Source organism: Streptomyces sp. NPDC033966, assembly GCF_055575955.1.
Genome location: NZ_JBVIRQ010000001.1, coordinates 491,520 through 516,846, shown reverse-complemented (window position 1 = coordinate 516,846; position 25,327 = coordinate 491,520). Strand labels below are relative to the sequence as shown.

27 protein-coding genes are annotated in these 25,327 nt (G+C 72.0%); 13 read left to right on the top strand and 14 right to left on the bottom strand.

The genetic code is table 11. The features are described from left to right. The first annotated feature begins 34 nt into the window (after positions 1-34). Positions 35-628 (top strand): TetR/AcrR family transcriptional regulator, encoded by a 594-nt coding sequence (locus ACZ518_RS02370; RefSeq protein WP_469111152.1) that lies wholly within the window; start codon positions 35-37, stop codon positions 626-628. A 400-nt stretch (positions 629-1,028) separates the two neighbouring features. Further along, positions 1,029-2,498, top strand: coding sequence for a sensor histidine kinase (locus ACZ518_RS02365; RefSeq protein ID WP_469111151.1), 1,470 nt, complete (start codon positions 1,029-1,031; stop codon positions 2,496-2,498). A 160-nt stretch (positions 2,499-2,658) separates the two neighbouring features. Here ACZ518_RS02365 and ACZ518_RS02360 read toward each other — a convergent pair whose 3' ends face one another. After that, positions 2,659-2,916, bottom strand: coding sequence for a WhiB family transcriptional regulator (locus tag ACZ518_RS02360; protein ID WP_004937597.1), 258 nt, complete (start codon positions 2,914-2,916; stop codon positions 2,659-2,661). Positions 2,917-3,235: 319 nt separating this feature from the next. After that, on the bottom strand, positions 3,236-4,201 hold the full coding sequence (locus ACZ518_RS02355) for a diacylglycerol/lipid kinase family protein (RefSeq protein ID WP_469111150.1): 966 nt from the start codon (positions 4,199-4,201) through the stop codon (positions 3,236-3,238). A gap of 84 nt (positions 4,202-4,285) precedes the next feature. Between ACZ518_RS02355 and ACZ518_RS02350 the strand changes: the two genes are divergently transcribed. Continuing rightward, positions 4,286-4,729 carry a hypothetical protein gene (locus tag ACZ518_RS02350; protein WP_469111149.1) on the top strand — a complete coding sequence of 148 codons (444 nt, stop codon included), beginning with the start codon at positions 4,286-4,288 and terminating at the stop codon, positions 4,727-4,729. Positions 4,730-4,823: 94 nt separating this feature from the next. Here ACZ518_RS02350 and ACZ518_RS02345 read toward each other — a convergent pair whose 3' ends face one another. From ACZ518_RS02345 to ACZ518_RS02335, 3 genes are all read right to left on the bottom strand, one after another. Beyond that, entirely contained in the window at positions 4,824-5,801 is a 978-nt protein-coding gene (locus tag ACZ518_RS02345; protein ID WP_469111666.1) for an RNA polymerase sigma factor SigF, read from the bottom strand. Between the two features lie 17 nt (positions 5,802-5,818). After that, complete coding sequence (locus ACZ518_RS02340) at positions 5,819-6,232, bottom strand: ATP-binding protein (RefSeq protein WP_033218654.1); 414 nt, start codon at positions 6,230-6,232, stop codon at positions 5,819-5,821. A 255-nt stretch (positions 6,233-6,487) separates the two neighbouring features. After that, the gene (locus ACZ518_RS02335; protein ID WP_469111148.1) at positions 6,488-6,748 is read right to left on the bottom strand and encodes a UBP-type zinc finger domain-containing protein; all 261 of its coding nucleotides are present in this window, start codon (positions 6,746-6,748) and stop codon (positions 6,488-6,490) included. A 64-nt stretch (positions 6,749-6,812) separates the two neighbouring features. Here ACZ518_RS02335 and ACZ518_RS02330 point away from each other — a divergent pair, with 64 nt between their 5' ends. After that, the gene (locus tag ACZ518_RS02330) at positions 6,813-8,396 is read left to right on the top strand and encodes a Na+/H+ antiporter (RefSeq protein ID WP_469111147.1); all 1,584 of its coding nucleotides are present in this window, start codon (positions 6,813-6,815) and stop codon (positions 8,394-8,396) included. 7 nt (positions 8,397-8,403) lie between these two features. Here the strand turns inward: ACZ518_RS02330 and ACZ518_RS02325 are convergent, their stop codons facing one another. The 4 genes from ACZ518_RS02325 to ACZ518_RS02310 all read right to left on the bottom strand — a co-directional run bounded on the left by ACZ518_RS02325 (position 8,404) and on the right by ACZ518_RS02310 (position 11,773). Beyond that, positions 8,404-9,297, bottom strand: coding sequence for a 1-aminocyclopropane-1-carboxylate deaminase/D-cysteine desulfhydrase (locus ACZ518_RS02325; protein ID WP_469111146.1), 894 nt, complete (start codon positions 9,295-9,297; stop codon positions 8,404-8,406). 42 nt (positions 9,298-9,339) lie between these two features. Next, a complete protein-coding gene (locus ACZ518_RS02320; RefSeq protein ID WP_469111145.1) occupies positions 9,340-9,930 on the bottom strand; it encodes an N-acetylmuramoyl-L-alanine amidase in 591 nt (196 codons plus the stop codon). Positions 9,931-10,022: 92 nt separating this feature from the next. Continuing rightward, positions 10,023-11,222: a globin domain-containing protein gene (locus ACZ518_RS02315; protein WP_469111144.1), complete on the bottom strand. Its 1,200-nt coding sequence runs from the start codon at positions 11,220-11,222 to the stop codon at positions 10,023-10,025. 101 nt (positions 11,223-11,323) lie between these two features. Next, positions 11,324-11,773 (bottom strand): RrF2 family transcriptional regulator, encoded by a 450-nt coding sequence (locus tag ACZ518_RS02310; RefSeq protein WP_469111143.1) that lies wholly within the window; start codon positions 11,771-11,773, stop codon positions 11,324-11,326. A gap of 225 nt (positions 11,774-11,998) precedes the next feature. On the opposite strand from ACZ518_RS02310, the gene ACZ518_RS02305 reads away from it, so the two are divergent. From ACZ518_RS02305 to ACZ518_RS02285, 5 genes are all read left to right on the top strand, one after another. After that, positions 11,999-13,408: a family 2B encapsulin nanocompartment shell protein gene (locus tag ACZ518_RS02305; RefSeq protein WP_469111142.1), complete on the top strand. Its 1,410-nt coding sequence runs from the start codon at positions 11,999-12,001 to the stop codon at positions 13,406-13,408. After that, the gene (locus ACZ518_RS02300) at positions 13,396-14,451 is read left to right on the top strand and encodes a family 2 encapsulin nanocompartment cargo protein polyprenyl transferase (RefSeq protein WP_469111665.1); all 1,056 of its coding nucleotides are present in this window, start codon (positions 13,396-13,398) and stop codon (positions 14,449-14,451) included. Before ACZ518_RS02305 ends, ACZ518_RS02300 begins: the two co-directional genes overlap by 13 nt. A gap of 148 nt (positions 14,452-14,599) precedes the next feature. Beyond that, positions 14,600-15,202, top strand: a complete 603-nt coding sequence (locus ACZ518_RS02295; protein WP_469111141.1) for a GNAT family N-acetyltransferase — start codon at positions 14,600-14,602, stop codon at positions 15,200-15,202. A 100-nt stretch (positions 15,203-15,302) separates the two neighbouring features. Continuing rightward, positions 15,303-15,887, top strand: coding sequence for a dihydrofolate reductase family protein (locus tag ACZ518_RS02290; RefSeq protein ID WP_469111140.1), 585 nt, complete (start codon positions 15,303-15,305; stop codon positions 15,885-15,887). 42 nt (positions 15,888-15,929) lie between these two features. Then, positions 15,930-16,127, top strand: coding sequence for a hypothetical protein (locus tag ACZ518_RS02285; RefSeq protein ID WP_469111139.1), 198 nt, complete (start codon positions 15,930-15,932; stop codon positions 16,125-16,127). A 19-nt stretch (positions 16,128-16,146) separates the two neighbouring features. Here ACZ518_RS02285 and snpA read toward each other — a convergent pair whose 3' ends face one another. Then, a complete protein-coding gene (gene snpA / locus ACZ518_RS02280; RefSeq protein WP_469111138.1) occupies positions 16,147-16,812 on the bottom strand; it encodes a snapalysin in 666 nt (221 codons plus the stop codon). A gap of 224 nt (positions 16,813-17,036) precedes the next feature. Here snpA and ACZ518_RS02275 point away from each other — a divergent pair, with 224 nt between their 5' ends. The 3 genes from ACZ518_RS02275 to ACZ518_RS02265 all read left to right on the top strand — a co-directional run bounded on the left by ACZ518_RS02275 (position 17,037) and on the right by ACZ518_RS02265 (position 20,395). Then, on the top strand, positions 17,037-17,969 hold the full coding sequence (locus ACZ518_RS02275) for a LysR family transcriptional regulator (protein WP_469111137.1): 933 nt from the start codon (positions 17,037-17,039) through the stop codon (positions 17,967-17,969). 619 nt (positions 17,970-18,588) lie between these two features. Further along, on the top strand, positions 18,589-19,503 hold the full coding sequence (locus ACZ518_RS02270) for a DUF4097 family beta strand repeat-containing protein (protein ID WP_469111136.1): 915 nt from the start codon (positions 18,589-18,591) through the stop codon (positions 19,501-19,503). Between the two features lies 1 nt (position 19,504). Further along, positions 19,505-20,395 carry a PadR family transcriptional regulator gene (locus ACZ518_RS02265; RefSeq protein ID WP_469111135.1) on the top strand — a complete coding sequence of 297 codons (891 nt, stop codon included), beginning with the start codon at positions 19,505-19,507 and terminating at the stop codon, positions 20,393-20,395. A gap of 41 nt (positions 20,396-20,436) precedes the next feature. Here the strand turns inward: ACZ518_RS02265 and ACZ518_RS02260 are convergent, their stop codons facing one another. The 4 genes from ACZ518_RS02260 to ACZ518_RS02245 all read right to left on the bottom strand — a co-directional run bounded on the left by ACZ518_RS02260 (position 20,437) and on the right by ACZ518_RS02245 (position 23,847). Beyond that, complete coding sequence (locus ACZ518_RS02260) at positions 20,437-20,997, bottom strand: Clp protease N-terminal domain-containing protein (RefSeq protein ID WP_469111134.1); 561 nt, start codon at positions 20,995-20,997, stop codon at positions 20,437-20,439. Next, entirely contained in the window at positions 20,997-21,206 is a 210-nt protein-coding gene (locus ACZ518_RS02255; RefSeq protein ID WP_173315878.1) for a helix-turn-helix domain-containing protein, read from the bottom strand. Before ACZ518_RS02255 ends, ACZ518_RS02260 begins: the two co-directional genes overlap by 1 nt. An 83-nt stretch (positions 21,207-21,289) precedes the next feature. Beyond that, positions 21,290-22,252, bottom strand: coding sequence for a zinc-binding dehydrogenase (locus ACZ518_RS02250; RefSeq protein ID WP_469111133.1), 963 nt, complete (start codon positions 22,250-22,252; stop codon positions 21,290-21,292). A gap of 392 nt (positions 22,253-22,644) precedes the next feature. Further along, complete coding sequence (locus ACZ518_RS02245; protein WP_469111132.1) at positions 22,645-23,847, bottom strand: NAD(P)-dependent malic enzyme; 1,203 nt, start codon at positions 23,845-23,847, stop codon at positions 22,645-22,647. Positions 23,848-24,373: 526 nt separating this feature from the next. Here ACZ518_RS02245 and ACZ518_RS02240 point away from each other — a divergent pair. Then, positions 24,374-25,327: an ABC transporter substrate-binding protein gene (locus tag ACZ518_RS02240; RefSeq protein WP_469111131.1), complete on the top strand. Its 954-nt coding sequence runs from the start codon at positions 24,374-24,376 to the stop codon at positions 25,325-25,327.

Sequence of the window (25,327 nt, the reverse complement as noted above, 5' to 3'; positions counted from 1 at the left end):
CAGATTCCATAGCGACCGCTATAGAATCGTCCCCATGGTGACAGGACAACGCGGCAGGCCCCGCTCCTTCGACCGGGCCGCCGCCCTCGACAAGGCGATGCTCACCTTCTGGGAGCAGGGCTACGAGACCACGTCCATCGCGGACCTGACCCGCAACCTGGGCATCGGCGCGCCCAGCCTCTACGCCGCCTTCGGCGACAAGCGCAAGCTCTTCGACGAGGTCGTGGTGGTCTACGGCAGCCGGTACGGGGACTTCGCGAGCGTGGCGCTCGCCGAGGAGCCCACCGCCGCCGCGGCCATCGGCCGCATCCTGCGCGAGGCCGCCGAGATCTACACCGACCCCGCCCACCCGCCGGGCTGCATGGTGATCAGCGCGGCCGCCAACACCACCTCGCAGGAGGTGGCCGAGGCCCTGCGCGAGCGCCGCAACGCCAACCTGGAGCTGTTCGAGAGCCGCATCAAGGCCGACATCGCGAGCGGCGAGCTGCCGGCCGGAACGGACGCGCGGGCGCTGGCCCGCTTCGCCGGGGCGGTGCTCCAGGGGATGTCGCAGCAGTCGCGCGACGGGGCGAGCCGGGAGGAGCTGGAGGCCGTCGCGGAGCGGGCGCTGCTGGCCTGGCCGCGATAGGGAATCCGGGGAATCCGCGCGGGGAATCCGCCGGGGGAATGCGCACGAGAGGTGATTTCCTCTGGGCCACGGTGCAGGGCGGGACCCTCAGCCCGCCCGGCACCGTAGCCCGGAGTACTCACGGCCGTAGGGTGTGCGGTGCCCGGCGGCCGTTGGGAGGTGCCTGCGCGGTCAGGGCAGAACGCGTGGCCACCTCGCTCCGTCCTCCTGTGCGGGGAGGGCGGAAGTTTGAAACCCAATTGTGGACTAGACCAATCTGTCCTGTCCATCCAAGTGCGGGGTCTACCGACCCGTCACTTCCTCCAACAGTACGCGGAGTGTGCCCTTCCTGGATACTCCTGAGTATTCGTGGTGGGGAAAGTCATCCCCGTACCCGGGGTACGCTCGCAAGGTGCCCTCCATGAACGACCTCGTACGCCAGCACACCGCTCTCGGTGAATCCGACCTGGAGTGGTTGCACCTGCTGGTCTCGGAGTGGCAGCTGCTCTCCGACCTCTCCTTCGCCGACCTCGTGCTCTGGGTCCCCACCCTCGACGGCACCCGGTACGTCTCCGTGGCGCAGATGCGACCCAACACCGGCCCCACCTCCTACCAGGACGACATGGTCGGCCACCTGGTCCCGCGCGGCCGCCGCCCGCTGCTCGACGCCGCCCTCGACGAGGGCCGCATCGTGCGCGAGGGCGACCCGGAATGGCGCGAGGAGGTGCCGGTCCGCGTCGAGTCGATCCCCGTCCGCCGCGAGGGACGCGTCCTCGGCGTGATCGCGCGGAACACCAACCTGCTCACTGTGCGTACACCGAGCCGGCTGGAGCTCACCTACCTCCAGTCCGCCTCCGACCTCGCCCAGATGATCGCCGCGGGCTCCTTCCCCTTCCCGGGGCAGCAGGTCGACATGGACGCCTCCCCGCGCGTCGGCGACGGCCTCATCCGCCTCGACGCCGACGGCGTGGTGACCTACGCGTCCCCGAACGCGCTCTCCGCCTACCACCGCCTCGGCCTCGCCGCCGATCTGGTCGGCCAGCACCTCGGCACCACCACCGCCGAGCTCGCCCCCTCCCGGGGCCCGGTGGACGAGGCCCTCGTCAAGCTCGCCAGCGGCTGGGCCCCGCGCGAGACCGAGGTCGAGGGCAACGGCGGCGTCATCCAGCTGCGCGCCATCCCGCTCAAGCCCAAGGGGACCCGCATCGGCTCCCTCGTCCTGTGCCGCGACGTCACCGAACTGCGCCGTCGCGAACGTGAACTGATCACCAAGGACGCCACCATCCGGGAGATCCACCACCGGGTGAAGAACAACCTCCAGACCGTGGCCGCCCTCTTGCGGCTCCAGGGCCGTCGGATGGATTCGCCCCAGGCCCGCGAGGCGCTCAACGAGGCGGTCCGCCGCGTCGGCTCGATCGCGATCGTGCACGAGACCCTGTCCCAGAACCTCGACGAGCGGGTCGAGTTCGACGAGATCGCCGACCGCGTGATCGCGATGGTCGCCGAGATCTCGCCCGGCCGGGTGGAGTGCCGGCGCCTCGGCCGGTTCGGGATCCTGGACGCGGAGGTCGCCACTCCGCTGTCGATGGTGCTGACGGAGATCCTCCAGAACGCCCTGGAGCACGCCTTCACGCACGGGGAGGGCGGCACCGTGGAGGTGTCGGCCAGCCGCTCCGGCAGCGGCCGCACCGACTCCCGGCTGCTGATCACCGTCGTCGACGACGGCTGTGGCCTGCCCGAGGGCTTCGACCCCCAGCGGGCCGGCAACCTCGGGCTGCAGATCGTACGGACCCTCGTGGAGGGCGAGCTCGGCGGCACCTTCGACATGGTCCGGGCCGAGCCGCGCGGCACCCGGGTCGTCCTCGACATACCCGCCAGCCCGCAGAAGTAGGACGAACGGCCCGTCACTCAACGTGACGGGCCGTTCGGTCGTACTGCGGCGGCAAAGCACTGAGCCCCGGACCGAAGGTTCCCGGTCCGGGGCTCAAGAGCACGTTGCTGAGCGCTTATATGGGTACTACGCGCTGCGGCTCGAGGCTCGAAAGTCGATGTCAGGCGGTGGCGTTGCGCGCCCGATTGCGAGCGGCGCGGCGCTTCATGGCGCGGCGCTCGTCCTCGCTGAGACCGCCCCAGACGCCGGAGTCCTGACCGGACTCGAGCGCCCACTGCAGGCACTGCTCCATGACGGGGCAGCGGCGGCAGACGGCCTTGGCTTCCTCGATCTGCAGCAGCGCAGGACCGGTGTTGCCGATGGGGAAGAAGAGTTCCGGGTCTTCCTCGCGGCAAACGGCGTTGTGACGCCAGTCCATGGCTGCTCCATCTCCTTGTATTGCGGGCAGGTTGCTTGTGAATGTGAACGCTTTCACGAATCCCCCCGTGAGGGAAGGGCCGACGCCCAGTTGCCTGGTGCGGTCCGAAGATTCGTGGTGGGGTTCTGGCGGTCTGTGTGGGTGCCGGTTCTGCGGGCTGTCCCGATCGCCATGTAGAGATTCGCAAACCTCGGACGGGGATACAACCCCTTCCGGAAAGTTTTTTTGGATTCGTCGGTGTCTACTAGGTCACAGCCCTAGTTCCTGGGGGTGGACTGGCGTGTAAACGTTCGACTGAAAGGACTTTGGGCCCTTCCACTCACACAATCACACGCAGTGCACGGCGTACGCCTGTGAACCGAACGCTGGTGCGCAGTCCGAGGTGATCGCCGTCCATCTGGAAAGGGAGCGGAACCTTCGAATGCAAGGTGAAGTCGGTCAGATCGTGCAGAGACACCGCGTGCTTGCCGTGCGGACCGCGCTCAGGAGTCGAGGTCAGGAGCTGTGTCGCGTACCTGGCCACGGCCGGAGTTGACAAACGGTCGAGCGCCAATACGTCAAGTGCGGTATCGAACGACGCCTCCGGAGAGGCGTAAAGGGGCTTGTTCCCCAGATACGTCCAGGGCGAGGTGTTGCAGACTATCGACAGCACCAGATCCGTCACGGGATCCGCGCCGGGCTGCTCCAGCGTGATCGTGCCGTGCCGCCGGTTGGGCTCCTCCCAGAACTGGCGCATCAGCTGCCGCACGTACAGGGCGTGGGTCGAACGCTTGCCGCGCTCGCGCTGCTGCTCGACCCGCCCCACCACGCCCGCGTCGAAGCCGAAGCCCGCGCAGAACGTGAACCAGCGCTCCGGCACCGACTCGTCCTCGGTCCCCGGCACGCCGGACGCCAGCCCCAGCCCCACCGTCCGCTCGCGCTTCTCCCGCAGCGCGTCCAGCAGGGCACCCGTCGCCTCGACCGAATCGTTCGGCAGCCCGAGCGCGCGGGCGAACACGTTCGTGGAACCGCCCGGGACCACGGCCAGCCCCGGCAGCCGCTCCGGATCGGGGCCCTCGTGCAGGAGTCCGTTGACGACCTCGTTGACGGTGCCGTCGCCGCCGAGCGCCACCACCAGGTCGACGCCCTCCCGCGCGGCCCTGCGCCCGAGGTCGCGCGCGTGCCCCCGGTACTCGGTGGTCACCGCCTCCAGCTTCATCTCGCTGGCCAGGGCATGGGTCAGGACGTCGCGCGTGCGCGCGCTGGTGGTCGTCGCTGCAGGGTTGGCCACGAGAAGAGCACGCATGGTCGCCAGAGTACCCACCCCTCCATATGCGGCCCATACCGACCGTACCGTCCGGGCCCTCCGGCCCGCGGCTACCCTGCTGGGGTGAGCAAGAAGCCGACCCCCCACGCCCCCGCCGCCCCCGAGCCCGCAGCGCTGCCGGGCCGGCTGACCGCCGCCGCCGCACTGACCGCGCTGGAGGGCCTGGCCCTGGCCGGGCTCGGTGTCTACATGCTGTTCGTCGGCATCGCCGGGGACCCCGACTCCCCGCAGCAGGCCGAGACCGGCGGCATCACCCTGCTCGCCCTCGCCGCGCTCCCGCTGATCGCGGCGCGCGGGCTGCGCCTGGGCCGCCGCTGGAGCCGCGGCCCGGCGCTGATCACCCAGCTGATGGCGCTGCCGGTGGCCTGGACCCTGTGGACCACCGGCGGGGCGATGACCGTCGCCGCCGTGGCCCTGGCCCTGGCCGCGGTGGCCGTCGCCGCGCTGCTGGTGAACCCGACGGCGACCGAGGCGCTGGGCATCGGACCGGGCGACCAGGCCCGATAGCCCAGGGCCCCGATAGCCCAGGGCCCCGATAGCCCAGGGCCCCGATGGCCCGGAGCCCGGCCGCAGCCGGGTCCTCCTGCACTCCTCGCGCGGCCTACTCCTCGACGAGGAGCTTCTCCCGGAGCTGGGCCAGGGTGCGGGCCAGCAGCCGCGAGACGTGCATCTGCGAGATGCCGACCTCCTGCGCGATCTGCGACTGGGTCATGTTGCCGAAGAAGCGCAGCAGCAGGATCCGCTTCTCCCGCGGCGGCAGTCCCTCCAGCAGCGGCTTGAGGGACTCCCGGTACTCGACGCCCTCCAGCGCCTCGTCCTCCGAGCCCAGGGTGTCCGCGACCGCCGGCGACTCGTCGTCGGTGTCCGGCACGTCCAGGGAGAGCGTGCTGTAGGCATTGGCCGACTCCAGCCCCTCCAGCACCTCCTCCTCGGAGATCCCCAGCCGCTCGGCCAGCTCGTGCACCGTCGGGGACCGGCCGTGCTGCTGGGACAGCTCCGCCGTGGCCGTGGTCAGCGAGAGCCGCAGCTCCTGCAGCCGCCGGGGTACGCGTACCGCCCAGCCCTTGTCGCGGAAGTGCCGCTTGATCTCGCCCACCACGGTGGGTGTGGCGTACGTGGAGAACTCGACCCCGCGGTCGGGGTCGAACCGGTCCACCGACTTGATCAGGCCGATGGTGGCGACCTGCGTCAGGTCGTCCAGCGGCTCGCCGCGGTTGCGGAAGCGCCGCGCCAGGTGCTCGACCAGCGGCAGGTGCATCCGGACCAGCCGGTTGCGCAGCTCCGCCCGCTCGGGTGATCCCTCGGGCAGCTGCCGCAGCTCGAAGAACAGGGCCCGCGCGCCGCTGCGGTCCCGCGGATCCGGCACCGCCGGGGGCGCAGCCGGTGCCTCCGGGGCCTCTGCCTCCGGGGGCTGTGGTTGGTCGTGCTGGTTCTCGCTCATAGGGCCCGCCCGTCGCTCCGCCGAGTCCAAAAAGCCGTCTTCCGCATCCGCGTCAGCCGGGTGCGGCCGGGCGTGCTGCTGCTCCGGGATGCCGCCGTCGACCTCGTGCCTCACCCGGGGCCGATCCCCGCCCCGCACCGGGATCTCCCCGCCGCTCACGCCGGGCCTGGCCCCGCGCCGCGCTGTTTGTAGAGGCTGATGCTCACTGTCTTGTTCTCCTCGACCGTCGCCTCGACCTTGCCGGCCAGGGCCGACAGGACCGTCCACGCGAACGTGTCGCGTTCCGGGGCCCGCCCGTCCGTGGTCGGAGCGGAGACGGTCACTTCCAGCGAATCGTCGATCAGCCGGAAGACGCAGCTGAGGACGGAGCCCGGCACGGCCTGCTGGAGCAGGATCGCGCAGGCCTCGTCCACCGCGATGCGGAGGTCCTCGATCTCGTCGAGGGTGAAGTCCAAACGTGCCGCGAGACCGGCCGTGGCCGTTCGCAGCACAGACAGGTAGGCACCCGCAGCCGGCAGCCGGACTTCCACGAAGTCCTGGGTCCCGGGCTCGCCTGCGATCTGGGACACCCTCACCTCCAAGGTGGTACGAGCTCTGTTCGCCGGTGACGCTATCGCGATCCGGGCGATCGTGTCGCGGCACCCCTCATGGCGCCCGCTTGGAGCGACGGGCCGACCCCGCCAGGTGCGGTGACTGATGGTAAGCCCATGAGTACGCACAGTGGCTAGAGGTCTGCGGGCCCAATTCGGGGGAACCGGCGGAGGGTTGACCTACCCCGCTGACGCCGATCGAACCGTCGGCCCCGGACGGCCGAGGAGCCGTGTTCAGACGATGGAACCGTCGACGAAACACCAGCGCCAGGTTTCGCCCGGTTCGAAGCTCCGCATCACCGGGTGGCCGCTGTCCCGGTGATGGGCGGTGGCGTGCCGGTGGGGGGAGGAGTCGCAGCACCCCACGTAACCGCAGCCGAGGCACATCCGCAGCTGTACCGGATGGCTCCCGAGCACCTCGCATTCCGGGCAGGTCAACGCATGCGGGACCGGCTCGGGGCGCGGCAGTTCGGCAACGTGGGTGCACTCGCTCATGATGGCCAGGTTACGGCCGGGGGGCGGGCGCGACGACGGTGACGACGGATGGGATGGATCTTCGATGGAGGTATTGCCGCTGGTGGCGCTGGTCGCCGGGAGCGCCGCCGTGGCGGGCGTCGCCCGGCGCACGCCCGTACCGGCCCCGCTGCTGCTGGTCGCCGCGGGGCTGATCGCCGCGTACGTGCCGGGGGTGCCCTCGTACGCCCTCGACCCGCACATCGTGCTGCCGCTGCTGCTCCCGCCGCTGCTGCACACGGCGGCGGTGGACAGCTCGTACCTCGACCTGCGGGCCAACGTACGGCCGATCGCCCTGCTGTCGGTGGGCTACGTGCTCTTCGCGACGCTCGCCGTCGGCTACGCCGCCTACCTGGTGGTGCCCGGGCTCTCGCTGCCGGTGGCGCTGGTGCTGGGCGCGGTGGTCGCGCCGCCGGACGCGGTCGCGGCGACGGCGATCGCGCGGCGGCTGGGCCTGCCGAACCGGATGACGACGATCCTCCAGGGCGAGTCCCTGGTGAACGACGCCACCGCCATCACCGCCTACAAGGTGGCGCTGGCCGCGGCGGTCGGAGTGGGCGCCGGCTGGGCGGACGGGGTCGCGGAGTTCCTGCTGGCGTCGGTGGGCGGGGTCGGGGTGGGCCTGCTGCTGATGGTCCCCATCCACTGGCTGCGCAAGCGGCTGAGGGAGCCGCTGCTCCAGAACACCCTGTCGTTGCTGATCCCGTTCGTGGCGTACGCGGCGGCGGAGCGGGTGCACGCGTCGGGGGTGCTGGCCGTGGTGGTCGTCGGGCTGTACCTCGGCCACCGCAACTGGCAGGTTGACTTCGCGACGCGGCTCCAGGAGGAGGCCGTGTGGAAGGTGGTCGCCTTCGTGCTGGAGTCGGTGGTCTTCGCGCTGATCGGGCTCCAGCTGCCGGTGGTCCTGAAGGGGCTCGGGGAGTACGAGGGGGCGGCCGCGGCCTGGTACGCCCTCGCGGTGTTCCTCGCGGTGGTGGCGGCGCGGTTCGTGTGGGTGTTCCCGGCGACCTTCGTGCCGAGGTGGGTGTCGGAGCGGATCCGGCACCGGGAGCCGGAGACGGACTGGAAGTCCCCGGCGGTCGTGGGGTGGGCCGGGATGCGCGGTGTCGTCTCGCTGGCGATCGCGTTCTCCGTGCCGATGGGGGTGCCGCACCGGAACCTGATCCTGTTCCTCACCTTCACGACGGTCATCGGCACGCTGGTCGTCCAGGGCCTGACCCTGCCGCCCCTGATCAGGGCGCTGAAGCTGCCGGCGCGGGACGTGCAGGCGGAGACCCTCGCGGAGGCGCAGGCGCAGAGCGAGGCCTCGCGGGCGGCGGAGGAGCGGCTGGCGGAGCTGCTGGAACAGCCGGAGAACAGCACCATGCCGCCGCCGCTGGCGGACCGGCTGCGGACGGTCCTGGAGCGGCGGCGCAACGCGGTGTGGGAGCGGCTGGGCGAGGTCAACCCGGTGACGGGGGAGTCGGCGGACGACGTCTACCGCCGGCTGGCCCGGGAGATGATCGAGGCCGAACGGGAGGTCTTCGTCTCCCTCCGCGACCGCCGCCGCATCGACGACGAGATGCTCCGCGCGCTGCTGCGCCGCCTGGACCTGGAGGAGGCGGCGGCGTACCGGGAGGAGTCGGCCTGAGGTCCGGCTACGGGCGGCCCGTGATGACGGCCGTGACGGTCGACCCCGGGGGGAAGGTGCCGGACCGGGTCAGGGCGTGCAGGGCCCAGAGGAGCTTCGCTACGTAGATCCGCTCGACCGGGAGGCCGTGGCGGGACTCGAAGTCGGCGGCGAAGGCGTCGAGGGCGGGCGGGACGCGGGCGTAGCCCCCGTGGTCGAAGCCCTCCGCCAGGGTCCAGTCGCCGGCCGGGCCGCCGAAGGCCGCCGTCTGGAGGGACCGTATCTCCGGGCCCAGGAAGCCCCCGGCCAGGACCGGTACGCCCAGTGCCCGCTGGCCGGGGGCGAGCCCCGCCGCGAGGCCGGCCAGGGTGCCGCCCGTACCGCAGGCCACCGCCACCACGTCGGACGCCTCGCGCAGCTCGCGGCCCAGTTCCGCGCAGCCGGTGAGGGCGAGGGCGTTGCTGCCGCCCTCGGGGACCACGTACGCCCCCGTGGCCCCGGCGGCGGCCAGGAGGCGGTCCCGGGTGTCCGGGTCGGCCTTGCGGCGGTACTCGGAGCGGGTGGTGAAGTGCAGCCGCATGCCGTCGGCGGCGCAGCGGGCCAGGGAGTCGTTGAGGGGGCGCCCGGCCAGCTCGTCGCCCCGGACGATGCCGACCGTCTCCAGGCCGAGCAGCCGGCCGGCGGCCGCGGTGGCCCGGAGGTGGTTGGAGTAGGCGCCGCCGAAGGTGGCGAGCCGGCCGTGGCCGGCCTCCAGCGCCGCCCGGAGGTTCGGCGCGAGCTTGCGCCACTTGTTGCCGGGCAGCTCCGGGTGGACCAGGTCGTCCCGCTTGAGCAGGAGCCGTACCCCGTGCGCGGCGAAGCGTTCGTCGGCCGCCTCGGCGAGGGGGGACGGCGGGCGGGGGCGCAGTTCGGGGTGGGTCACCCGCTCATTGTCCGCCGGGGCGGGCCCGGTCGCCCGGTCCGGTCACTCCAGGCGTTCGGCGACGCGTTCGCGCAGCCGGTCCATGGTGAAGCCCCGGGGGTCGACCTTGCCGGGCTGCCATTCGCGGTGGCCGATGACCGAGCGTGCGCTCCAGCCGTGGGCCCGGCAGAGGGCGGCCGCCGCGCGGGCGATGGCGTCGAGCTGTGCGGGCGGCCAGGGGTCCTCGCCGTCGCCGAGGTTCTCGCACTCGAAGCCGTAGAAGTGCCGGTTGCCGTCGGTGTCGGCGTGGCGGTCCGGCGGCAGCCGCTTCTCGGCGATCACGGCCGCCAGGACGTCGGAGTCACCGGCGCCGGCGTGGTTGGTGCGGCCGTGGCCGACAAGGTGGACCCGGCCGTCCTTGGTGATGACGCCGTGGCAGAGGGGGCCGGGCAGGTCGGAGTGGCCGTCGCGGCAGAGCTGCACGGTGTGCGCGGTGCCGTGCGTGACGGTGTGGTGGACCATCACCCCGTGCACCGGCCCCCAGGGGCCCTTGTGGTTGCGGTTGTGGGTGCGCCAGGCGCCCACTTCCACGACGGTCAGGCCCTCGGCGCGCAGCGCCCGGATGAAGCGGTCAGCGGACATGGGTGCGGACATGGCCGCCTCCTTTCACCGTGTGTGTTCGTGCGGTTACTTAACGGTGTAGTGGAGGCTACCCTTCCGGGGCTAGGGCGTCTTTCGGCCAGCCGTCACGCCGAGGCCAGCCACAGGTCCGGGCCGAAGACCTCGTAGTGGACGTGGGAGGCCGGGACGCCCTTGGCGATCAGCTGGGCGCGCACCGACCGCATGAAGGGGAGCGGCCCGCACAGGTACGCCCTGGTGCCCGGGGCCACCGGGACGTCGGCGAGGTCGACGAGGCCGGTGGAGTCGCCCGCCTCGGCCCCGGTCTCGTACCAGAAGCGGGCCGTGGCGTCGGCGAGCTTGTGGGTCAGGGCGCGGTGGTCCGGGCGCAGGGCGTGGTCGGCGGGGCTGCGGTCGGCGTGCAGGACGGTGACCCGGCCGGTGTGCCCGGTTTCGGCCAGGTGCTCCAGCATCGACAGCATCGGGGTGCAGCCGATGCCCGCCGAGGCGAGCAGCACGGGCGAGTCCGGGTCCTGGAGCACCAGGTCGCCGTACGGGGCCGAGACGCGCAGGGTGTCGCCGGTGCGGACCCGGGTGTGGAGGTGGTGGGAGACCTCGCCGTCGGGGCCGCCGCCGGCGGCCGGGCCGTGGACCCGCTTGACGGTGATCGCGCGGACGGGGGAGCCGGGGGAGCCGGAGAGGCTGTACTGGCGGATCTGGCGGGCTCCGTCGGGGAGTTCGACCTGGACCGAGACGTACTGGCCGGGCTTGGCGCCGGGGGCGGGGGCGCCGTCGGCGGGGACCAGGTGGAAGGTGGTGCAGTCGGCCGTCTCCTCGACCCGCGCGGCCACCGTCCACTCCCGCCAGACGTCCCCGGCGAGCACCTGCTGCTCGGCGTAGAGCCGCTCCTCGACGGCGATCAGGGCGTTCGCCATCAGCCAGTACACCTCGTCCCAGGCCTCGGCGACCTCGGGGGTGACGGCCTCGCCGAGGGCCTCGGCAATGGCCTCGAAGAGGTGCGTGTGGACGACCGGGTACTGCTCGCGGGTGACGCCGAGGGAGGCGTGCTTGTGGGCGATGCGGTTCAGCATCACGTCGGGGCGGGTGTCGGGGTGCTCCACGAGGTGGGTGGCGAAGGCGGCGATCGAGCCGGCGAGGGCCTGCTTCTGGAGCCCGGCGTTCTGGTTGCCGCGGTTGAACAGGTCCCGGAGCAGCGCCGGATGGGCCGCGAAGAGCTTCGAGTAGAACAGCTCCGTGATGTCCGTGATGGCGGCCCCGACGGCGGGCAGGGTGGCGCGTACGGTCGCGGTCGACTTCTCCGACAGCATGGCGGCTCCTCGCTTAATTGGTATTGCAGACTCGTATTAAAGGGTTCGGGGCGGCCCGCCGCCATACGGAGATCCGTTCGAGGGCGGGCCGGGAGGCGGGGTCAATCGGCCACTCGGCCGCCACCGCTCGAAATGCCCAGCAGCAGGGGTCCCGTGGGGGCCGCCACCAGCTCGTTCACCGTGAGCGGGTCCAGAGCGGCGAAGAACGCCTCCTGGGCCCGGCGCAGCGCGCCGCGCAGGACGCAGGCCCCGCGCAGCGGGCACGGGGTGGCGCCCTCGCAGTCCACGACGTCGCCCGCGCCCTCCAGCTCGCGCACCACCCCGCCCACCGAGGCGGCGCGCCCGGCGGCGGTGAGCGCGAGCCCGCCGCCGCGGCCGCGCCGGGCCTCGACCAGCCCGAGATGCTGCAGCCTGGCGACCACCTTGGCGGTGTGGGTGTACGGGACCTCCATGGTCGCCGCCACCTCTCGGGTGGTGGGGAGGTCCGTGTCCTCGACGGCCAGGCGCATGAGCACGCGCAGCGCCAGGTCCGTGAATCGCGTCAGCCGCATGGCCCCAGAGTAGAAAACTGGCATCACAGATACAAATTAAGAGCGGCACGGCGCACGGGATGGCTGAAACGGGTGAGGTCTGCGGGAGGAAATGTGAAGCCGTTGAACCTTTGAGCATGCCCCGGCTCCCGGGAGCCAGTCCCACCCGTTTGTGTAGTGGTCCGGCCACGCAGCGCACTGGAAGGCTTCCGTCCCGCAGACCATGGAGTGATCGGAAGGAAAGACATGTCGGTCCAGGCAGGCTCCGAAACCGAATCCCGGACACCGCAGAGCAGTCTCGGGACCGCGGCCGCGCGGAACTTGGCAACCACGACCAAGTCCGCGCCGCAGATGCAGGAGATCACCTCGCGGTGGCTGCTGAAGACGCTCCCGTGGGTCTCGGTGCACGGCGGTGCCTACAGGGTCAACCGCCGTCTCAGCCACACCGTCGGCAACGGCGTCGTGGAGTTCGTCAAGACCGGCTCCCGGGTCCAGGTCATCCCGGCCGAGCTGGGCGAGCTGCCGCTGCTGCGCGACTACGAGGACGCGGAGGTCCTCACCGAACTCGCCGCCCGCTGCCGCCAGGTCGACTTCGAGGCCGGACAGGAGCTCACCTCCTTCGGCAGCCCGTCCGACCAGGTCTTCCTGCTCGCCCACGGCCGCGTCGAACAGATCGGCCCCGGCCCCTACGGCGAGGACGCGGTCCTGCGGACCGTCGCCGACGGCGCCTACTTCGGCGAGGCCTCCCTCACCGACGAGGCGGCCATCTGGGAGTACACCGCCCGCGCCGCCACCCCCGGTACGGCCCTCGTGCTGTCCCGCCAGGACTTCCGGCTCCTCGCCGACCGGGCCGACTCGCTGCGGGCGCACGTGGACCGCGTACGCACCCGCCCGGCGCGGCGCACCAACCCGTACGGCGAGGCCGCGATCGAGCTCTCCGCCGGCCATGTCGGCGAGGCCGTCCTCCCCCGCGCCTTCGCCGACTACGAACCCCGCCCGCGCGAGTACGAACTCTCCATTGCACAAACGGTCCTGCGCGTCCACACCCGTGTCGCCGACCTCTACAACCACCCGATGAACCAGACCGAGCAGCAGCTGCGGCTCACGGTCGAGGCGCTGCGCGAGCGCCAGGAGCACGAGATGCTCAACAACCCGGAGTTCGGCCTGCTCCACAACGCCGACTACGACCAGCGCATCCAGCCCCACGGCGGCGCGCCCACCCCGGACGACTTCGACGCCCTGCTCAGCATGCGGCGCGACTCCAAGCTGTTCCTCGCGCACCCCGAGGCCATCGCGGCCTTCGGCCGCGAGTGCAACAGGCGCGGGCTCTACCCGGAGACGGTCGACGTCGCCGGCACCCGGGTGACGGCCTGGCGGGGCGTGCCGATCTTCCCGTCCACCAAGATCCCGGTCAGCGCCGCCCGTACGACCTCCATCCTGTGCATGCGCACCGGAGAGGAGGAGCAGGGCGTCATCGGCCTCCACCAGCCCGGCATCCCGGACGAGATCGAGCCGAGCATGTCCGTGCGCTTCATGGGGATCAACGACCAGGCGATCATCTCCTACCTGGTCACCGCCTACTTCTCCGCCGCCGTCCTGGTGCCGGACGCGCTCGGCGTCCTGGAGAACGTCGAGATCGGCCGCTGGGACCGGTGACCGCCGACACCGTCGTCGCGGGCGAGGGACAGGAAGCGGCGGCCCTGCTGGAAGAGACGAGAGAAACGGTCAACCCGGAACTGCGCCGGGCCGTCGAGGGCCTGCCCGGCGCGATGCGCCGGGTGGCGATGTACCACTTCGGCTGGGAGCACGAGGACGGCAGCCCGGCCGCGGGCGGCGCGGGCAAGGCCATCCGGCCCGCGCTCGTGCTCGCCTCGGCGCAGGCCCTGGGGGCGCCCGCGGAGGCCGTCCGGGGCGCCGTACGGGCGGCGGCGGCCGTGGAGCTCGCGCACAACTTCACGCTGCTGCACGACGACATCATCGACCGGGACGTCCGCCGCCACGGGCGGCCCACCGCCTGGACCGTCTTCGGGACCCCGCACGCGATCCTCGCGGGCGACGCCATGATGGCACTCTCGCTGCGGCTGCTCGCCGAGGACCCGCACCCGGCTTCGGCACGTGCCTCGGCCCGGCTCGCGGCCTGCGTCGTCGAGCTGTGCGAGGGGCAGCAGGCGGACTGTGCCTTCGAGGAGCGCACGCACGTCTCGCTCGACGAGTGCCTGACCATGGCGGCGGCCAAGACCGGGGCCCTCCTGGGCTGCGCGTGCGCACTGGGCGCGCTGTACGCGGGGGCCGGGCCGGAGGAGGTCGACGCGATGGACGCGTTCGGGCGGGAGGCGGGGCTGGCCTTCCAGCTGATCGACGACCTGATCGGCATCTGGGGCGACCCCGGGCACACCGGCAAGCCCGCCGGGGCCGACCTGCTCGCCCGCAAGAAGTCCCTCCCGGTCGTGGCCGCCCTCACCTCGGGCACCGGGGCCGGGCAGGAGCTGGCGCTCCTGTACGCGGGCCCGCTGAAGCAGGACGACGTGTCCCGCGCCGCCCGGGCGGTGGAGCGGGCCGGCGGCCGCGACTGGGCGCAGGCCCACGCCGCCGACCGGATGGGCCGTGCGGTGCAGGAGCTGTCCCGGGCGGTGCCCGACCTCGCGGCGGCGGGCGGGCTGCTGGCGCTCGCGGAGTTCGTGACGCGGCGCACCAAGTAGCGGCCGGCTCGGTCCGGTGCCGCGGAGCGGTCTGTTCCGGCGCTGCGGGGCGCCGGAACAGACCTTTTCGTGGGCGGGCGGCGGGAAGCGCGCGGGGCAACTCTAGGATCACTCGCGGTAGTTGACATGCGAGTGAAGGGTGTGACCCGTGGTGCTGGAGATACGTCAGGCGGATCAGTCGGACCGGGACGCGGTCGCGCGCCTGCTGGACGAGGCCTTCCGCGACGACCCCGTGAGCAGCTGGGTCTTCCCGGACCCGGAGCACCGGGCCGCCGTGCACGGCAAGTTCCTCGGGGTGTTCGTGGACGTCGCGCTCGCCGAGGGCCGGATCGACTACGCGGCCGACGGCTCGGCGGCGGCGCTGTGGCTGCGCGTCCCGGCGGGGGAGCACGAGGGCGGGGCCGCCGAGGACGAGGTCCCGGCGAAGATGCGGGCCGTCGCCGACCCGGACAACGAGCGGTGCGAGCTGGTCGGCCGGCTCACCGGGGAGGTGCACCCCACCGCCGAGGAGCACGAGTACCTGCTGATGATCGCGGTCGCGCCCGGCAGGCAGGGCGAGGGGCTGGGCACCGAGCTGATCCGGCCGGTGCTGGAGCGTTGCGACCGGGACGGGGTCCCGGCCTACCTGGAGGCGAGCAGCGAGCGCAGCAAGGGCTTGTACGAGCGGCTCGGGTGGGAGTTCACCGGTGAGGCGGTGCGGCTGCCGGAGGGGCCGCTGATGTGGCCGATGTGGCGCAAGCCGCGGGGGTGAACGCGCGTCCCCGTGAATGGGGGTTGGCAAAGTACTTCAGGTGAAGTACTTTCATTGACGTGCCTCGGACTGGAGGCACTCCCGAATGGAAGAGAATCGCTTGCGCAAGCTCACGTACTTCATCGCCACCACCGTCGACGGCTTCATCGGAGCCCCGGACGGCGATGCCGATTTCATCTACAGCTACGTCGACCCGGAGTTCATCGGCCTCCTGACGGCCGAATACCCGGAGACGATCTCCAGCGGAGGACGCAAGCAGCTCGGCATCGAGGACGCCGCGCCCAAGCGCTTCGACGCGGTGATCATGGGCCGCAACACCTACGAGCCCGGCCTCAAGGCGGGCATGACCAGCCCCTACGGCCACATGCGCGAGCAGTACGTCGTCTCGCGCAGCCTCACCGCCTCCCCCGACCCGCAGGTGCGGCTGATCAGCGGCGACCTCGTCGCCGAGGTGCGCGGGATGAAGGCGCGGGACGGGCTCGGCATCTGGCTGTGCGGCGGCGCCGACCTCGCGGCCCAGCTGGTGGACGAGATCGACGAGTACATCGTCAAGACCTACCCCGTCGTCGTCGGGACCGGCATGCCGATGTCCCGCGCCGGCTTCGGCGTGCGCCCCCTGGAGCTGACCGGCTGCACCGCCCTCGGCGGCGGCCAGGTCGTCACCTCGTACGACGTCAAGCGCTGACCGGCCGCGCCGAAACGCACGAAACCGGCCTACCGTGGAGGTATGGCCGGTGAACAGCAGCAGCACGAACGCGGGACGGTCGCCCCGCGGGCCGGACACGAGCAGCGGACGTGTCCGGCCTGCGGGCGTGCCGTGGAGACGGTGCTCCGACGGCGCAAGTCCCTGGGGATCTTCGTCCCCGAGTGGAGTCCGGGCCCCTGCCGGAACCCGGACTGTGCCCTCTACGTCCCCGAGGGGTGAGACCTGGGCCGGATCAGGCCTAGCCCTTGGCGTCCAGACCCGAGGCGACCAGGCCGTTGGCCCACAGCTGGTTGACGCGTGACCGCTCGGCGCTGTTCGGGGTGGCGTTCGTGCACGAGGTGCCGGGGCCGCCGCCCGACATCAGCTCGCTGCACGGACCCGAGTAGTGGTCCGGCAAGCCCAGCACGTGACCGGTCTCGTGCGCCGTCACGCGGGTGGAGTTGTACTGCTGGTTCTGCCGGTAGTCCAGGAAGATGTAGCCGCGGCCGTGGCCGTCCGTGCTCGCGTACGAGCCGCGCGAGTCGTTGCCCTCGTAGTACGAGAAGTTCCCGCCCGAGGACACCTCCTGGAGCTTCACGTTGGAGACCGAGCTGTTCCAGATGCGGGTGGAGCTGGCTATCTGGGTACGGAAGCTCGGCGCGTTGCGGGTGTTGTAGGTGACGGTGACGGCCAGCAGGCCCGGGTTCGCGGCCCGCTGCTCGGCGACCGAACGCTTCACGGCCTCGAAGAAGGCCCGGTTCGCGGCGTCGTTCTCCGCCGAACGCTCGTACGCGGCGTAGCTCGCCGGGCTGCCGGCGGGGGCGCCGGTCGCGGCCCCGGCGGTCGGGACGACACCGCCGAGGGCGGCGGCGACACCGAGCCCGACGGCGGCGGCGGACAGCATGTTCCTGCGGGAGTGGCGCATGTGGGGGGCTCCTACTCGGCTGGTGCGGTGGGGGGTGGATGGGTCATCCAGTTCCGGAGTCTGCGGGAGCCGATGGGGCCGGGGGATGATGTCAGAGCCCGATAGCGCGAAGCTATCGGGCGGGTTTCGGCAAGATTCACCTTGGTCAACTGGCGTGAGAATGGCGGGATTCGGGGGGCTATCGGCGGCTGGTGCGGTACGCGGGGCCCGCCTACCCTCGGGTCATGGAGCTCGAGGTGAGGCACCTGCGCGCACTGTGCGCCATCGAGGAAGCCGGCAGTCTGCACAAGGCGGCCCGGCAACTCGGTGTGAGCCAGCCCTCCCTGACGACGCAACTGCGCCGGATCGAACGGGCCCTGGACGGCGAGCTGTTCCTGCGCGAACGCACCGGCTGCCGGCCGACCCCCTTCGGGCGCACCGTTCTGGGCCGGGCGCGGCCGCTGCTCGCGGAGATGGCCGCGCTGGTCGCCGAGGCACGGGCGGCGGCGAGCGGGCCGCGGCTGCGCATCGGTTCGACCGCGAGCCGGGCCCTGCCGGGCTGGCTGCGGCGGCTGCACCGGCGCGCGCCGGAGACGGAGACCTCGCTGGTGGTGGACGTCTCGGCGAACGCGCTGCTGCGGATGACCGCCGCCGGGCAGCTGGACGTGGCGTTCGTGCACGAGGTGGAGGGCAGCCCCCTGCGGGTGCCGGCCGGGCTGGAACTGCGGGTGCTGATGGAGCGCGAGCCGCAGTTCGTGTCCATGTCCCGGGACCATCCCGCCGCGCGGTCGCCGGTGGTGGCGTTAGAGGACCTGGCCGGGGACCGCTGGACGGTGGACCCCTCGGTCGACGGCGAATGGGACGGCCTGAGGCGGGTCTTCGCGGGGGCCGGTGTCGACCCGCCCGTGCTGCACGCCGACTACCACACGGCGGCCTCGCTGATCGTCTCCGGCGAGGCGGTGGCTCCGTGCCAGCCGACGTCCGGGCCGCGGGACGACATGGCCATCCGGCCGCTGTCGGGGGACCCGCTGGCGGTGCGGCTGCTTCTCGCGACGCGGCCGGGGGAGCACGCGGAGGTCTTCGAGGACCTCCGCGACGCCTACCGCGAAGCCGCCCTCCGCACCCCGCCGTACCGCGCCTGGCTCCGCCGGAGCGGCAGCCCGCTGCTGGTGGCGTAGCCCCTGCCCTTGCCCTGGCCGGGCCGTTGCCCTGGCCGGTGGTGCTGCCGCTGCGCGGGGCGTGCCCCTCCCCGCCCTTCCACCTCCCCCAGACTCCGTCCGGGGGGACCCCCAGGCCTCAAGCGCCGGCGCGGCTTACTGCACGGCGCTACAGCGCCCGCGCCTCACACTCCCCCGGCTACCGCTGGGAGGTGCCCCCAGGCGGGGCTGGGGTTCGCCTCGGGGTCTGGAAGTGCGCTGCGCGCACTCCAGCCGCCGAGCGGCACATCCGAGCCGGGCTCAGCCAAATCCAGCCTCGCCGGCGATTGAGGCGCGGGGTCTGGGGGCGGAGCCCCCAGGAAGGGGTCCGGGCGGAGCCCGGGGAACGGTGGAAGGGCGGGTAGGGGACCTTGCCCCGCGCAGCGGTACACCACCCGCACGCGCCCCCGGCCCCAGCCACGGCCCGTGGCCCCGTCCGGGCGCCGCCGGACGGAGTCCGGCGCAGCCGCGCGAGCGGCGCGTCGAGGGGGGAGGCGCGGCGCGTCGAGGAGGCGGGCTGCTTGACTTCGGTTGGCCGCGATATATCGTGTCTACAGAAGACGCGATATGTTGCGTGCGTCAGCCTGAGGAGGAGCAGCACATGCCAGAGCAGATGACGTGGTCCGTCGCCGCACCGCAGAAGCTCACCTTCGAGCAGCCGGTCCACGACCTCCGCGTACGCGTCGTCGGCGGCACCGTCAACGTGGTCGCCGCCGAAGAGGGCCCGGCCCGGCTGGAGGTCGCCGACGTCGACGGGCCCCCGCTGCACGTCGTCCAGGACGGCGGCACCCTCACGCTGTCCTACGAGGACCTCCCCTGGAACGGCTCCCAGGGCTTCCGGAAGTGGATCGAGGGCAAGCCGTGGAAGGCCTGGGCCGGCTCCTCCCCGGACGGCCGCAAGGCGTGGGAGCGCAGCGTCACCGTGACGCTGACCGTCCCCGCCGGCACCCGCGTCCAGCTGGCCACCGTCAGCGCCGCCGCCTTCGTCTCCGGGATCTCCGGCGGGACCGAGGTCAACGGGGTCTCGGGTGACGCGACGCTGGTCGGGCTCTCCGGCCGGGTGGAGGCGCGGACCGTGTCCGGCGGTGTCGAGGCGCAGTCCGTCACGGGTGAGTTCGGCTTCCACTCCGTCTCCGGCGGCCTGACGGTGGTCGACGGCGCGGCCGGCAGCGTACGGGCCGACTCGGTCAGCGGCGACATGCTCATCGACCTCGTCCCCGACCCGGACGCCGCCAAGCCGGTGGACATCTTCCTCAACTCCGTGTCCGGCCAGGTGGCCATCCGCCTCCCGCACCCCGCCGACGCCAAGGTCGAGGCCAACACCGCGACCGGCAGCGTCTCCAACGGTTTCGCGGACCTGCGGGTCACCGGCCAGTTCGGGGCCAAGCGGATCACCGGCACCCTCGGCGCCGGCACCGGCACCCTGCGCGCCACCACCGTCTCCGGGGCGATCGCCCTGCTGAGCCGCCCGCAGGCCGCGGCCGCCCCCCTCCAGCTCGACAAGAAGGTGCTCTGACATGCCGCCCGTCTTCGCCCACGGCCGCCTCCGCCTCTACCTCCTCAAGCTGCTGGACGAGGCGCCCCGCCACGGGTACGAGGTGATCCGCCTGCTGGAGGAGCGCTTCCAGGGGCTGTACGCGCCCTCCGCGGGCACCGTGTACCCGCGGCTGGCCAAACTGGAGGCCGAGGGGCTGGTCACGTACGCCACCGAGGGCGGGCGCAAGGTGTACTCCATCACCGAGGCGGGCCGTGCCGAGCTGGCCGGCCGGGTCGGGGAGCTGGCGGACCTGGAGCTGGAGATCCGGGACTCGGTCTCCGAGCTGGCCGCCGAGATCCGGGACGACGTCCGCGGCGCCGCCGGCGACCTGCGCCGCGAGATGCGGGCCGCGGCCACCGCGACGACGACCCACTTCGAGGACGAGTCCTGGAAGGTGGCCAAGGAGGAGTTCCGCAAGGCGAAGCAGGAGTGGAAGGAGCAGGCCCGCCGGGCGAAGGACGAGAGCCGCCGGGCCCGCGAGGAGGCCCAGCAGGCCCGGCGCCAGGCCAAGGAGGCCCAGGAGCGGGCCCGCGAGGAGGTCCAGCGGATCGCCGCGCAGCTCCAGGAGCAGTTCGCCAAGTCCGGCGGGGTGCTCGGCAGCCTGGCCGGGGCCTGGCTGGGCGGCGGCGCCCCCGCCGGCACCGGCCCCGCCGAGACGCCGAGCGCCCCCGGGCCCGCGGGCTCGGGGTGGGCCGAGGACCTGGCGCCCACCGCGGACCCGGCGCGGGACCTGGACCGGCTGCTGGACCGCTTCCGCGACGACGTCCGCGACGCGGCCCGCGACCACGGCGTGACCCCGGCGCAGCTCGCCGAGGCCCGCGCCCACCTGGCGGCCGCCGCCGCCCGCATCGCGGCGGGACTGCAGGCCTAGGGCTTGTCCGACGGATCAGGGCCGGGGGCGGTCTGGACGGCTCAGGCCGCGAGGCCGGTCTCCGCAGTGGCGTAGGTGACTCCGTGGTCCGCGAGGACCTCGGAGACCGGGCCGGGGCGGGAGACCAGGGCCAGGAGCAGGTGAAGGGTGCCGATGTGGCGGTCCTTGCGGCCCAGGGCGATGCGCAGGGACTGCTCCAGGGTCTTCTTCGCGCCCCGGGTGAAGCGGATGTGCCGGTTGTCGGGCTCCGGGCGGCCCAGGGCCGTGCGGAGCGAGGCGCCCAGGCCCCGCCTGCGGGGCGCGGGCGCCGCGAGGGCGCCCGCGCCGTGGGTCTCCTCGACCCTGGAGACGATCTCCGAGAGGTCGATGCCCAGGCCCGCGAGGGCCTCCTCGTCCGCCCGGGACATCCCGGCCCGGCGGCGGGCCGCTTCGAGGCCGGCGGCGACGGCCGTGCGGTCCGTGCCCAGCCGGTCCAGGGCGCCCAGGTCCAGCAGGGACAGCAGCAGGTGTTCCTCGGTGACGGCTGCGGCGTCGGCCGCACGGGCCCGGGCCACCGCGCCCGTCACCGTGTCGCGGGCGTCCCGGGTGAAGCGTTCGAACATCAGAGCCTCCCGTGCTTCTTGTGTACGGCCTGCCGGCTGACGCCCAGTTCGGCCGCGATCTCCTGCCAGGACCAGCCCTGCGCGCGGGCGCTGCGCACCTGTACGGCCTCCAGCTGCTCCAGCAGCCTGCGGAGGGCGGCCACGGCACGCAGGCCCACGCGCGGGTCCCGGTCCCCGGCCCGTGCTGCGAGGTCGGTCGCTTCGGTCATGACTGTCAATCTAGGTTGACGCGGGAGGGGTGTCAACCCTGATTGACGACATCGGGTCGCCGGGTCGTCGGGCCGTCGGATCGTCAGGTCGTGAGGACGATCTTGCCGAAGAGGTCTCCCGATTCGAGCTTCTCGAAGCCCTCGCGGGCGCGGTCCAGTGGCAGGACCTGGTCGATGACGGGGCGGATGCCGGTGGCGGCGCAGAAGGACAGCAGGTCCTCCAGCTCGTCCTTGGTGCCCATGGTCGAGCCGACCACCTTCAGCTCCAGGAAGAAGATCCGGTGCAGTTCGCCCGACGGCGGGGTACCGCCGCTGGTCGCGCCCGAGATCACCAGGGTGCCGCCGGGGCGCAGGCTCTTGACCGAGTGCGACCAGGTGGCGGCGCCCACCGTCTCGATGACGGCGTCCACCCGGTGCGGGAGCCGCGCGCCCGGCTCGTACGCCTCCGCCGCGCCCAGCTCCATGGCCCGCTTGCGCTTGGCCTCGTCGCGGCTGGTGGCGAAGACCCGCAGGCCGGCGGCCTTGCCCAGGACGATCGCGGCGGTGGCGACCCCGCCGCCGGCGCCCTGGACGAGCACGGAGTCCCCGGGGCGGACCCCGGCGTTGGTGAAGAGCATGCGGTACGCCGTCAGCCAGGCCGTCGGGAGGCAGGCGGCCTCCTCGAAGGACAGCTCGGCGGGCTTGCGCAGCACGTTCCAGGCGGGCACGGTCACCTGCTCGGCGAAGGTGCCCTGGTAGCGCTCGGTCAGGATCGAGCGGGGCTCGTCCGGGCCGACGCCGTGGCCGCTCTGGCCGATCACGGAGTGCAGGACGACCTCGTTGCCGTCCTGGTCGGTCCCGGCGGCGTCGCAGCCGAGGATCATGGGCAGTTTGTCCTCGCCGAGACCGACTCCGCGCAGCGACCACAGGTCGTGGTGGTTGAGGGAGGCGGCCTTGACGTTGACGGTCACCCAGCCGGGGCGGGCCCCGGGAGCCGGGCGCTCGCCCAGCTCAAGGCCGTTCAGCGGCTGGTCTCGGTCGATTCGGGCGGCATAGGCAGCGAACATGGCGCCAGACGCTACCGGTCGGTAGGCCGTCCTGGCCAGGGGTGGGTGATCGTGGACCGGTCGGAGCGGAAGTACTGGTTCGATGCTCAACTACCCGCCGTACCAGGCGGTTTGCTCCTCGCATAGGACTAACCGGAACGTCAAGAAGGGTTCCGGAGAGGGGTAGGATTCAAGCCATGCGGCGCGCTCGTCATGAGCCTGTCATTCCTGTCGCATTCTCGCTTTGCGTTCCCGCGTTCTCTCGCGCGCCCGGCAAGGAGGGCGGAACGACCCCTCCCGGTTCGGGGGCGGGGAGGGTGCGTTCCTGCGGGGGAGCGACGCGCACGCGAAGGGGCCCGGCCGGATCGATCCGGCCGGGCCCCACCCGTGGCACCTGTGACTCAGCGTGGCGCTCAGGCCAGGCGGGCCACCCCGTCGGCCTTCGCCGCGGCGGCGACCGCGGCCGTGACGGCCTCGGCGACGCGCTCGTCGAACGGCGAGGGGATCACGTAGTCGGCGGCGAGCTCGTCACCCACGACACCGGCGATGGCGTCGGCGGCGGCGATCTTCATGCCCTCGGTGATCCGGGTCGCGCGGACCTTCAGGGCACCCGCGAAGATGCCCGGGAACGCCAGCACGTTGTTGATCTGGTTCGGGAAGTCCGAACGGCCGGTCGCCACGACGGCCGCGTACTTGTGCGCGACGTCGGGGTGGACCTCCGGGTTCGGGTTGGCCATGGCGAAGACGAAGGAGTTCTTCGCCATCGTGGCCACGGCCTCCTCGCCGACGGTGCCGCCGGAGACGCCGATGAAGACGTCCGCGCCCGCGAGGGCCTCCTCCAGCGTGCCGTTCAGGCCGGTCTTGTTGGTCAGGCCCGCGATCTCCGCCTTGACGTCCGTCAGGTCGGAGCGGTCCGAGGAGACCACGCCCTTGCGGTCGGTGACGCAGACGTCACCGATGCCCGCGTCGACCAGGATCTTGGCGATGGCGATGCCCGCCGCGCCGGCGCCCGAGATCACGGCGCGCAGGTCGCCGAGGGTGCGGCCGGTGAGCTTCGCCGCGTTGCGCAGGGCGGCCAGCGTCACGATGGCCGTGCCGTGCTGGTCGTCGTGGAAGATCGGGATGTCCAGCGCCTCCTGGAGGCGGCGCTCGATCTCGAAGCAGCGGGGGGCGGAGATGTCCTCCAGGTTCACCCCGCCGAAGGACGGCGCCAGACGGATGACCGTCTCGACGATCTCGTCCGTGTCCTTGGTCGCGAGCGCGATCGGAACCGCGTCCACGCCGCCGAACTGCTTGAAAAGAATCGCCTTGCCCTCCATCACGGGGAGGGAGGCCTCGGGACCGATGTCACCGAGTCCGAGCACGGCCGTACCGTCGGTGACGACGGCGACCACGTTCGACTTCCAGGTGTACTCGTTCACGAGCTCCGGCTGCTCGGCGATGGCGGTGCACACCTTCGCCACGCCGGGGGTGTACGCCAGGGACAGGTCGTCCTTGTCGTTCACCGGCACCGTGGCCTGAATGGCCATCTTGCCGCCCCGGTGCAGCGCGAACACCGCATCGGGGTTGTTGTCCGTCGCACTGTCGCTGCGAGGGTTGACGATCTCCGCTGCCACTTCGTGTGACCCCTTAAGTCCTTGAATCGTTGAGGGTGGCCACTCCTGGTTAAGGGGTGGGCGGGCACCGCGTTCGTACTCCGCATCGACGGTTGGACCGCCTCCGCGGAGGGGAGGTTCGTACGCGCGGGCGCGCCGCACGCGCGCCCTGAGCCCCGGATGAGGGGTGTAAGGATCTGTTCTACCCGAAGAACACTCGCCCAGACGAGTCGATTCCGGACTGATCGTAGGGTCCTTGCCCCGGTTTTGGCTAAAAGTCCAAATCTCTCTGTCCAGCAGCCGAGACGCACCGTAAATAGTGAGGCGAAAACGGCAGGTCACGGGGGTTTGTGCGGCTCCGATGGGCCTTGCCCGCAGTCCTGTTGGCTAGTCGGGGGCGCCCGTTATCTGATTTTGACCTGACGGGCACCCTGAATGCGTCAGTCCGAATGGCAAGATGCCGTAATCACACAAGGTCGCGACACTCGATGGTGCGTGCTCCGACCTTCTCTCGGATGCTTTTCCACCCCTGCCGGAGGAACCGCTCATGACCGCAAGCACCACCCGTCGTACGACCGCCGCCCGGTCCCGGATCGCCGCGGTCGGCGCGATCGCGGTCGCCGGCGCCCTGATCCTCACCGGATGTGGCGACCAGACCGACGGCAACGGCTCCTCGACCCCGTCGGGCAAGACCGACAACAGCGCCCCGCTGTTCTCGAAGCTTCCGAAGAAGATCCAGGACGCCGGTGTCATCAAGGTCGGTTCGGACACGGCCTACGCGCCGATGGAGTTCGTCGACGGCGGGAAGATCGTCGGTGTCGACCCCGACATCGCCGAGGCCCTCGGCAAGCAGCTCGGCGTGAAGTTCCAGTTCACCTCCGGCACCTTCGACGGCCTGATCACCTCCCTGGAGACCGGCCGCCAGGACATCGCGATGTCCTCGATCACGGACAACAAGAAGCGCCAGGAAGGCCTCGACGACAAGGGCCAGAAGATCGGCAAGGGCGTCGACTTCGTCGACTACTTCTCCTCCGGCGTCTCGCTCCTGGTCAAGAAGGGCAACCCGGACAACATCAAGTCCCTCGACGACCTCTGCGGCAAGACGGTCGCCGTCCAGCGCGGCACCACGTACGAGGACACCTTCAAGGCGCAGGCCGAGAAGTGCGGTGACAAGAAGCTCACCATCGAGGCCTTCGACACCGACGCCGAGGCCCAGACCCGCGTCAAGGCCGGCGGCGCCGTCGCCGACCTGAACGACTTCCCGGTCACCGCCTACACGGCGAAGACCTCGGGCGGCGGCAACGACTTCGAGGTCGGCGGCCAGCAGGCCGACGTCGGCCTCTTCGGCATCGCGGTCTCCAAGGAGAACACCCAGCTGCGCGACGCCCTCAAGGAAGCCCTCGACGCCATCATCAAGGACGGCTCCTACGCCAAGGTCCTGGAGAAGTGGAACGTGAAGGACAGCGCCGTGCAGTCCGCCACGGTCAACGCAGGAAAGTAA

Bases quoted from the DNA above. Each gene is read 5' to 3' on its own strand.
- ACZ518_RS02335 (WP_469111148.1), bottom strand. From the start codon at position 6,748: ATGAGCGAGTGCACCCACGTTGCCGAACTGCCGCGCCCCGAGCCGGTC.
- ACZ518_RS02320 (WP_469111145.1), bottom strand. From the start codon at position 9,930: ATGTCCGCACCCATGTCCGCTGACCGCTTCATCCGGGCGCTGCGCGCC.
- ACZ518_RS02355 (WP_469111150.1), bottom strand. From the start codon at position 4,201: ATGCGTGCTCTTCTCGTGGCCAACCCTGCAGCGACGACCACCAGCGCG.
- ACZ518_RS02285 (WP_469111139.1), top strand. From the start codon at position 15,930: ATGGCCGGTGAACAGCAGCAGCACGAACGCGGGACGGTCGCCCCGCGG.
- ACZ518_RS02255 (WP_173315878.1), bottom strand. From the start codon at position 21,206: ATGACCGAAGCGACCGACCTCGCAGCACGGGCCGGGGACCGGGACCCG.
- ACZ518_RS02310 (WP_469111143.1), bottom strand. From the start codon at position 11,773: ATGCGGCTGACGCGATTCACGGACCTGGCGCTGCGCGTGCTCATGCGC.
- ACZ518_RS02330 (WP_469111147.1), top strand. From the start codon at position 6,813: ATGGAGGTATTGCCGCTGGTGGCGCTGGTCGCCGGGAGCGCCGCCGTG.
- ACZ518_RS02275 (WP_469111137.1), top strand. From the start codon at position 17,037: ATGGAGCTCGAGGTGAGGCACCTGCGCGCACTGTGCGCCATCGAGGAA.
- ACZ518_RS02365 (WP_469111151.1), top strand. From the start codon at position 1,029: ATGAACGACCTCGTACGCCAGCACACCGCTCTCGGTGAATCCGACCTG.
- ACZ518_RS02265 (WP_469111135.1), top strand. From the start codon at position 19,505: ATGCCGCCCGTCTTCGCCCACGGCCGCCTCCGCCTCTACCTCCTCAAG.
- snpA (WP_469111138.1), bottom strand. From the start codon at position 16,812: ATGCGCCACTCCCGCAGGAACATGCTGTCCGCCGCCGCCGTCGGGCTC.
- ACZ518_RS02305 (WP_469111142.1), top strand. From the start codon at position 11,999: ATGTCGGTCCAGGCAGGCTCCGAAACCGAATCCCGGACACCGCAGAGC.
- ACZ518_RS02315 (WP_469111144.1), bottom strand. From the start codon at position 11,222: ATGCTGTCGGAGAAGTCGACCGCGACCGTACGCGCCACCCTGCCCGCC.
- ACZ518_RS02360 (WP_004937597.1), bottom strand. From the start codon at position 2,916: ATGGACTGGCGTCACAACGCCGTTTGCCGCGAGGAAGACCCGGAACTC.
- ACZ518_RS02370 (WP_469111152.1), top strand. From the start codon at position 35: ATGGTGACAGGACAACGCGGCAGGCCCCGCTCCTTCGACCGGGCCGCC.
- ACZ518_RS02250 (WP_469111133.1), bottom strand. From the start codon at position 22,252: ATGTTCGCTGCCTATGCCGCCCGAATCGACCGAGACCAGCCGCTGAAC.
- ACZ518_RS02260 (WP_469111134.1), bottom strand. From the start codon at position 20,997: ATGTTCGAACGCTTCACCCGGGACGCCCGCGACACGGTGACGGGCGCG.
- ACZ518_RS02270 (WP_469111136.1), top strand. From the start codon at position 18,589: ATGCCAGAGCAGATGACGTGGTCCGTCGCCGCACCGCAGAAGCTCACC.
- ACZ518_RS02240 (WP_469111131.1), top strand. From the start codon at position 24,374: ATGACCGCAAGCACCACCCGTCGTACGACCGCCGCCCGGTCCCGGATC.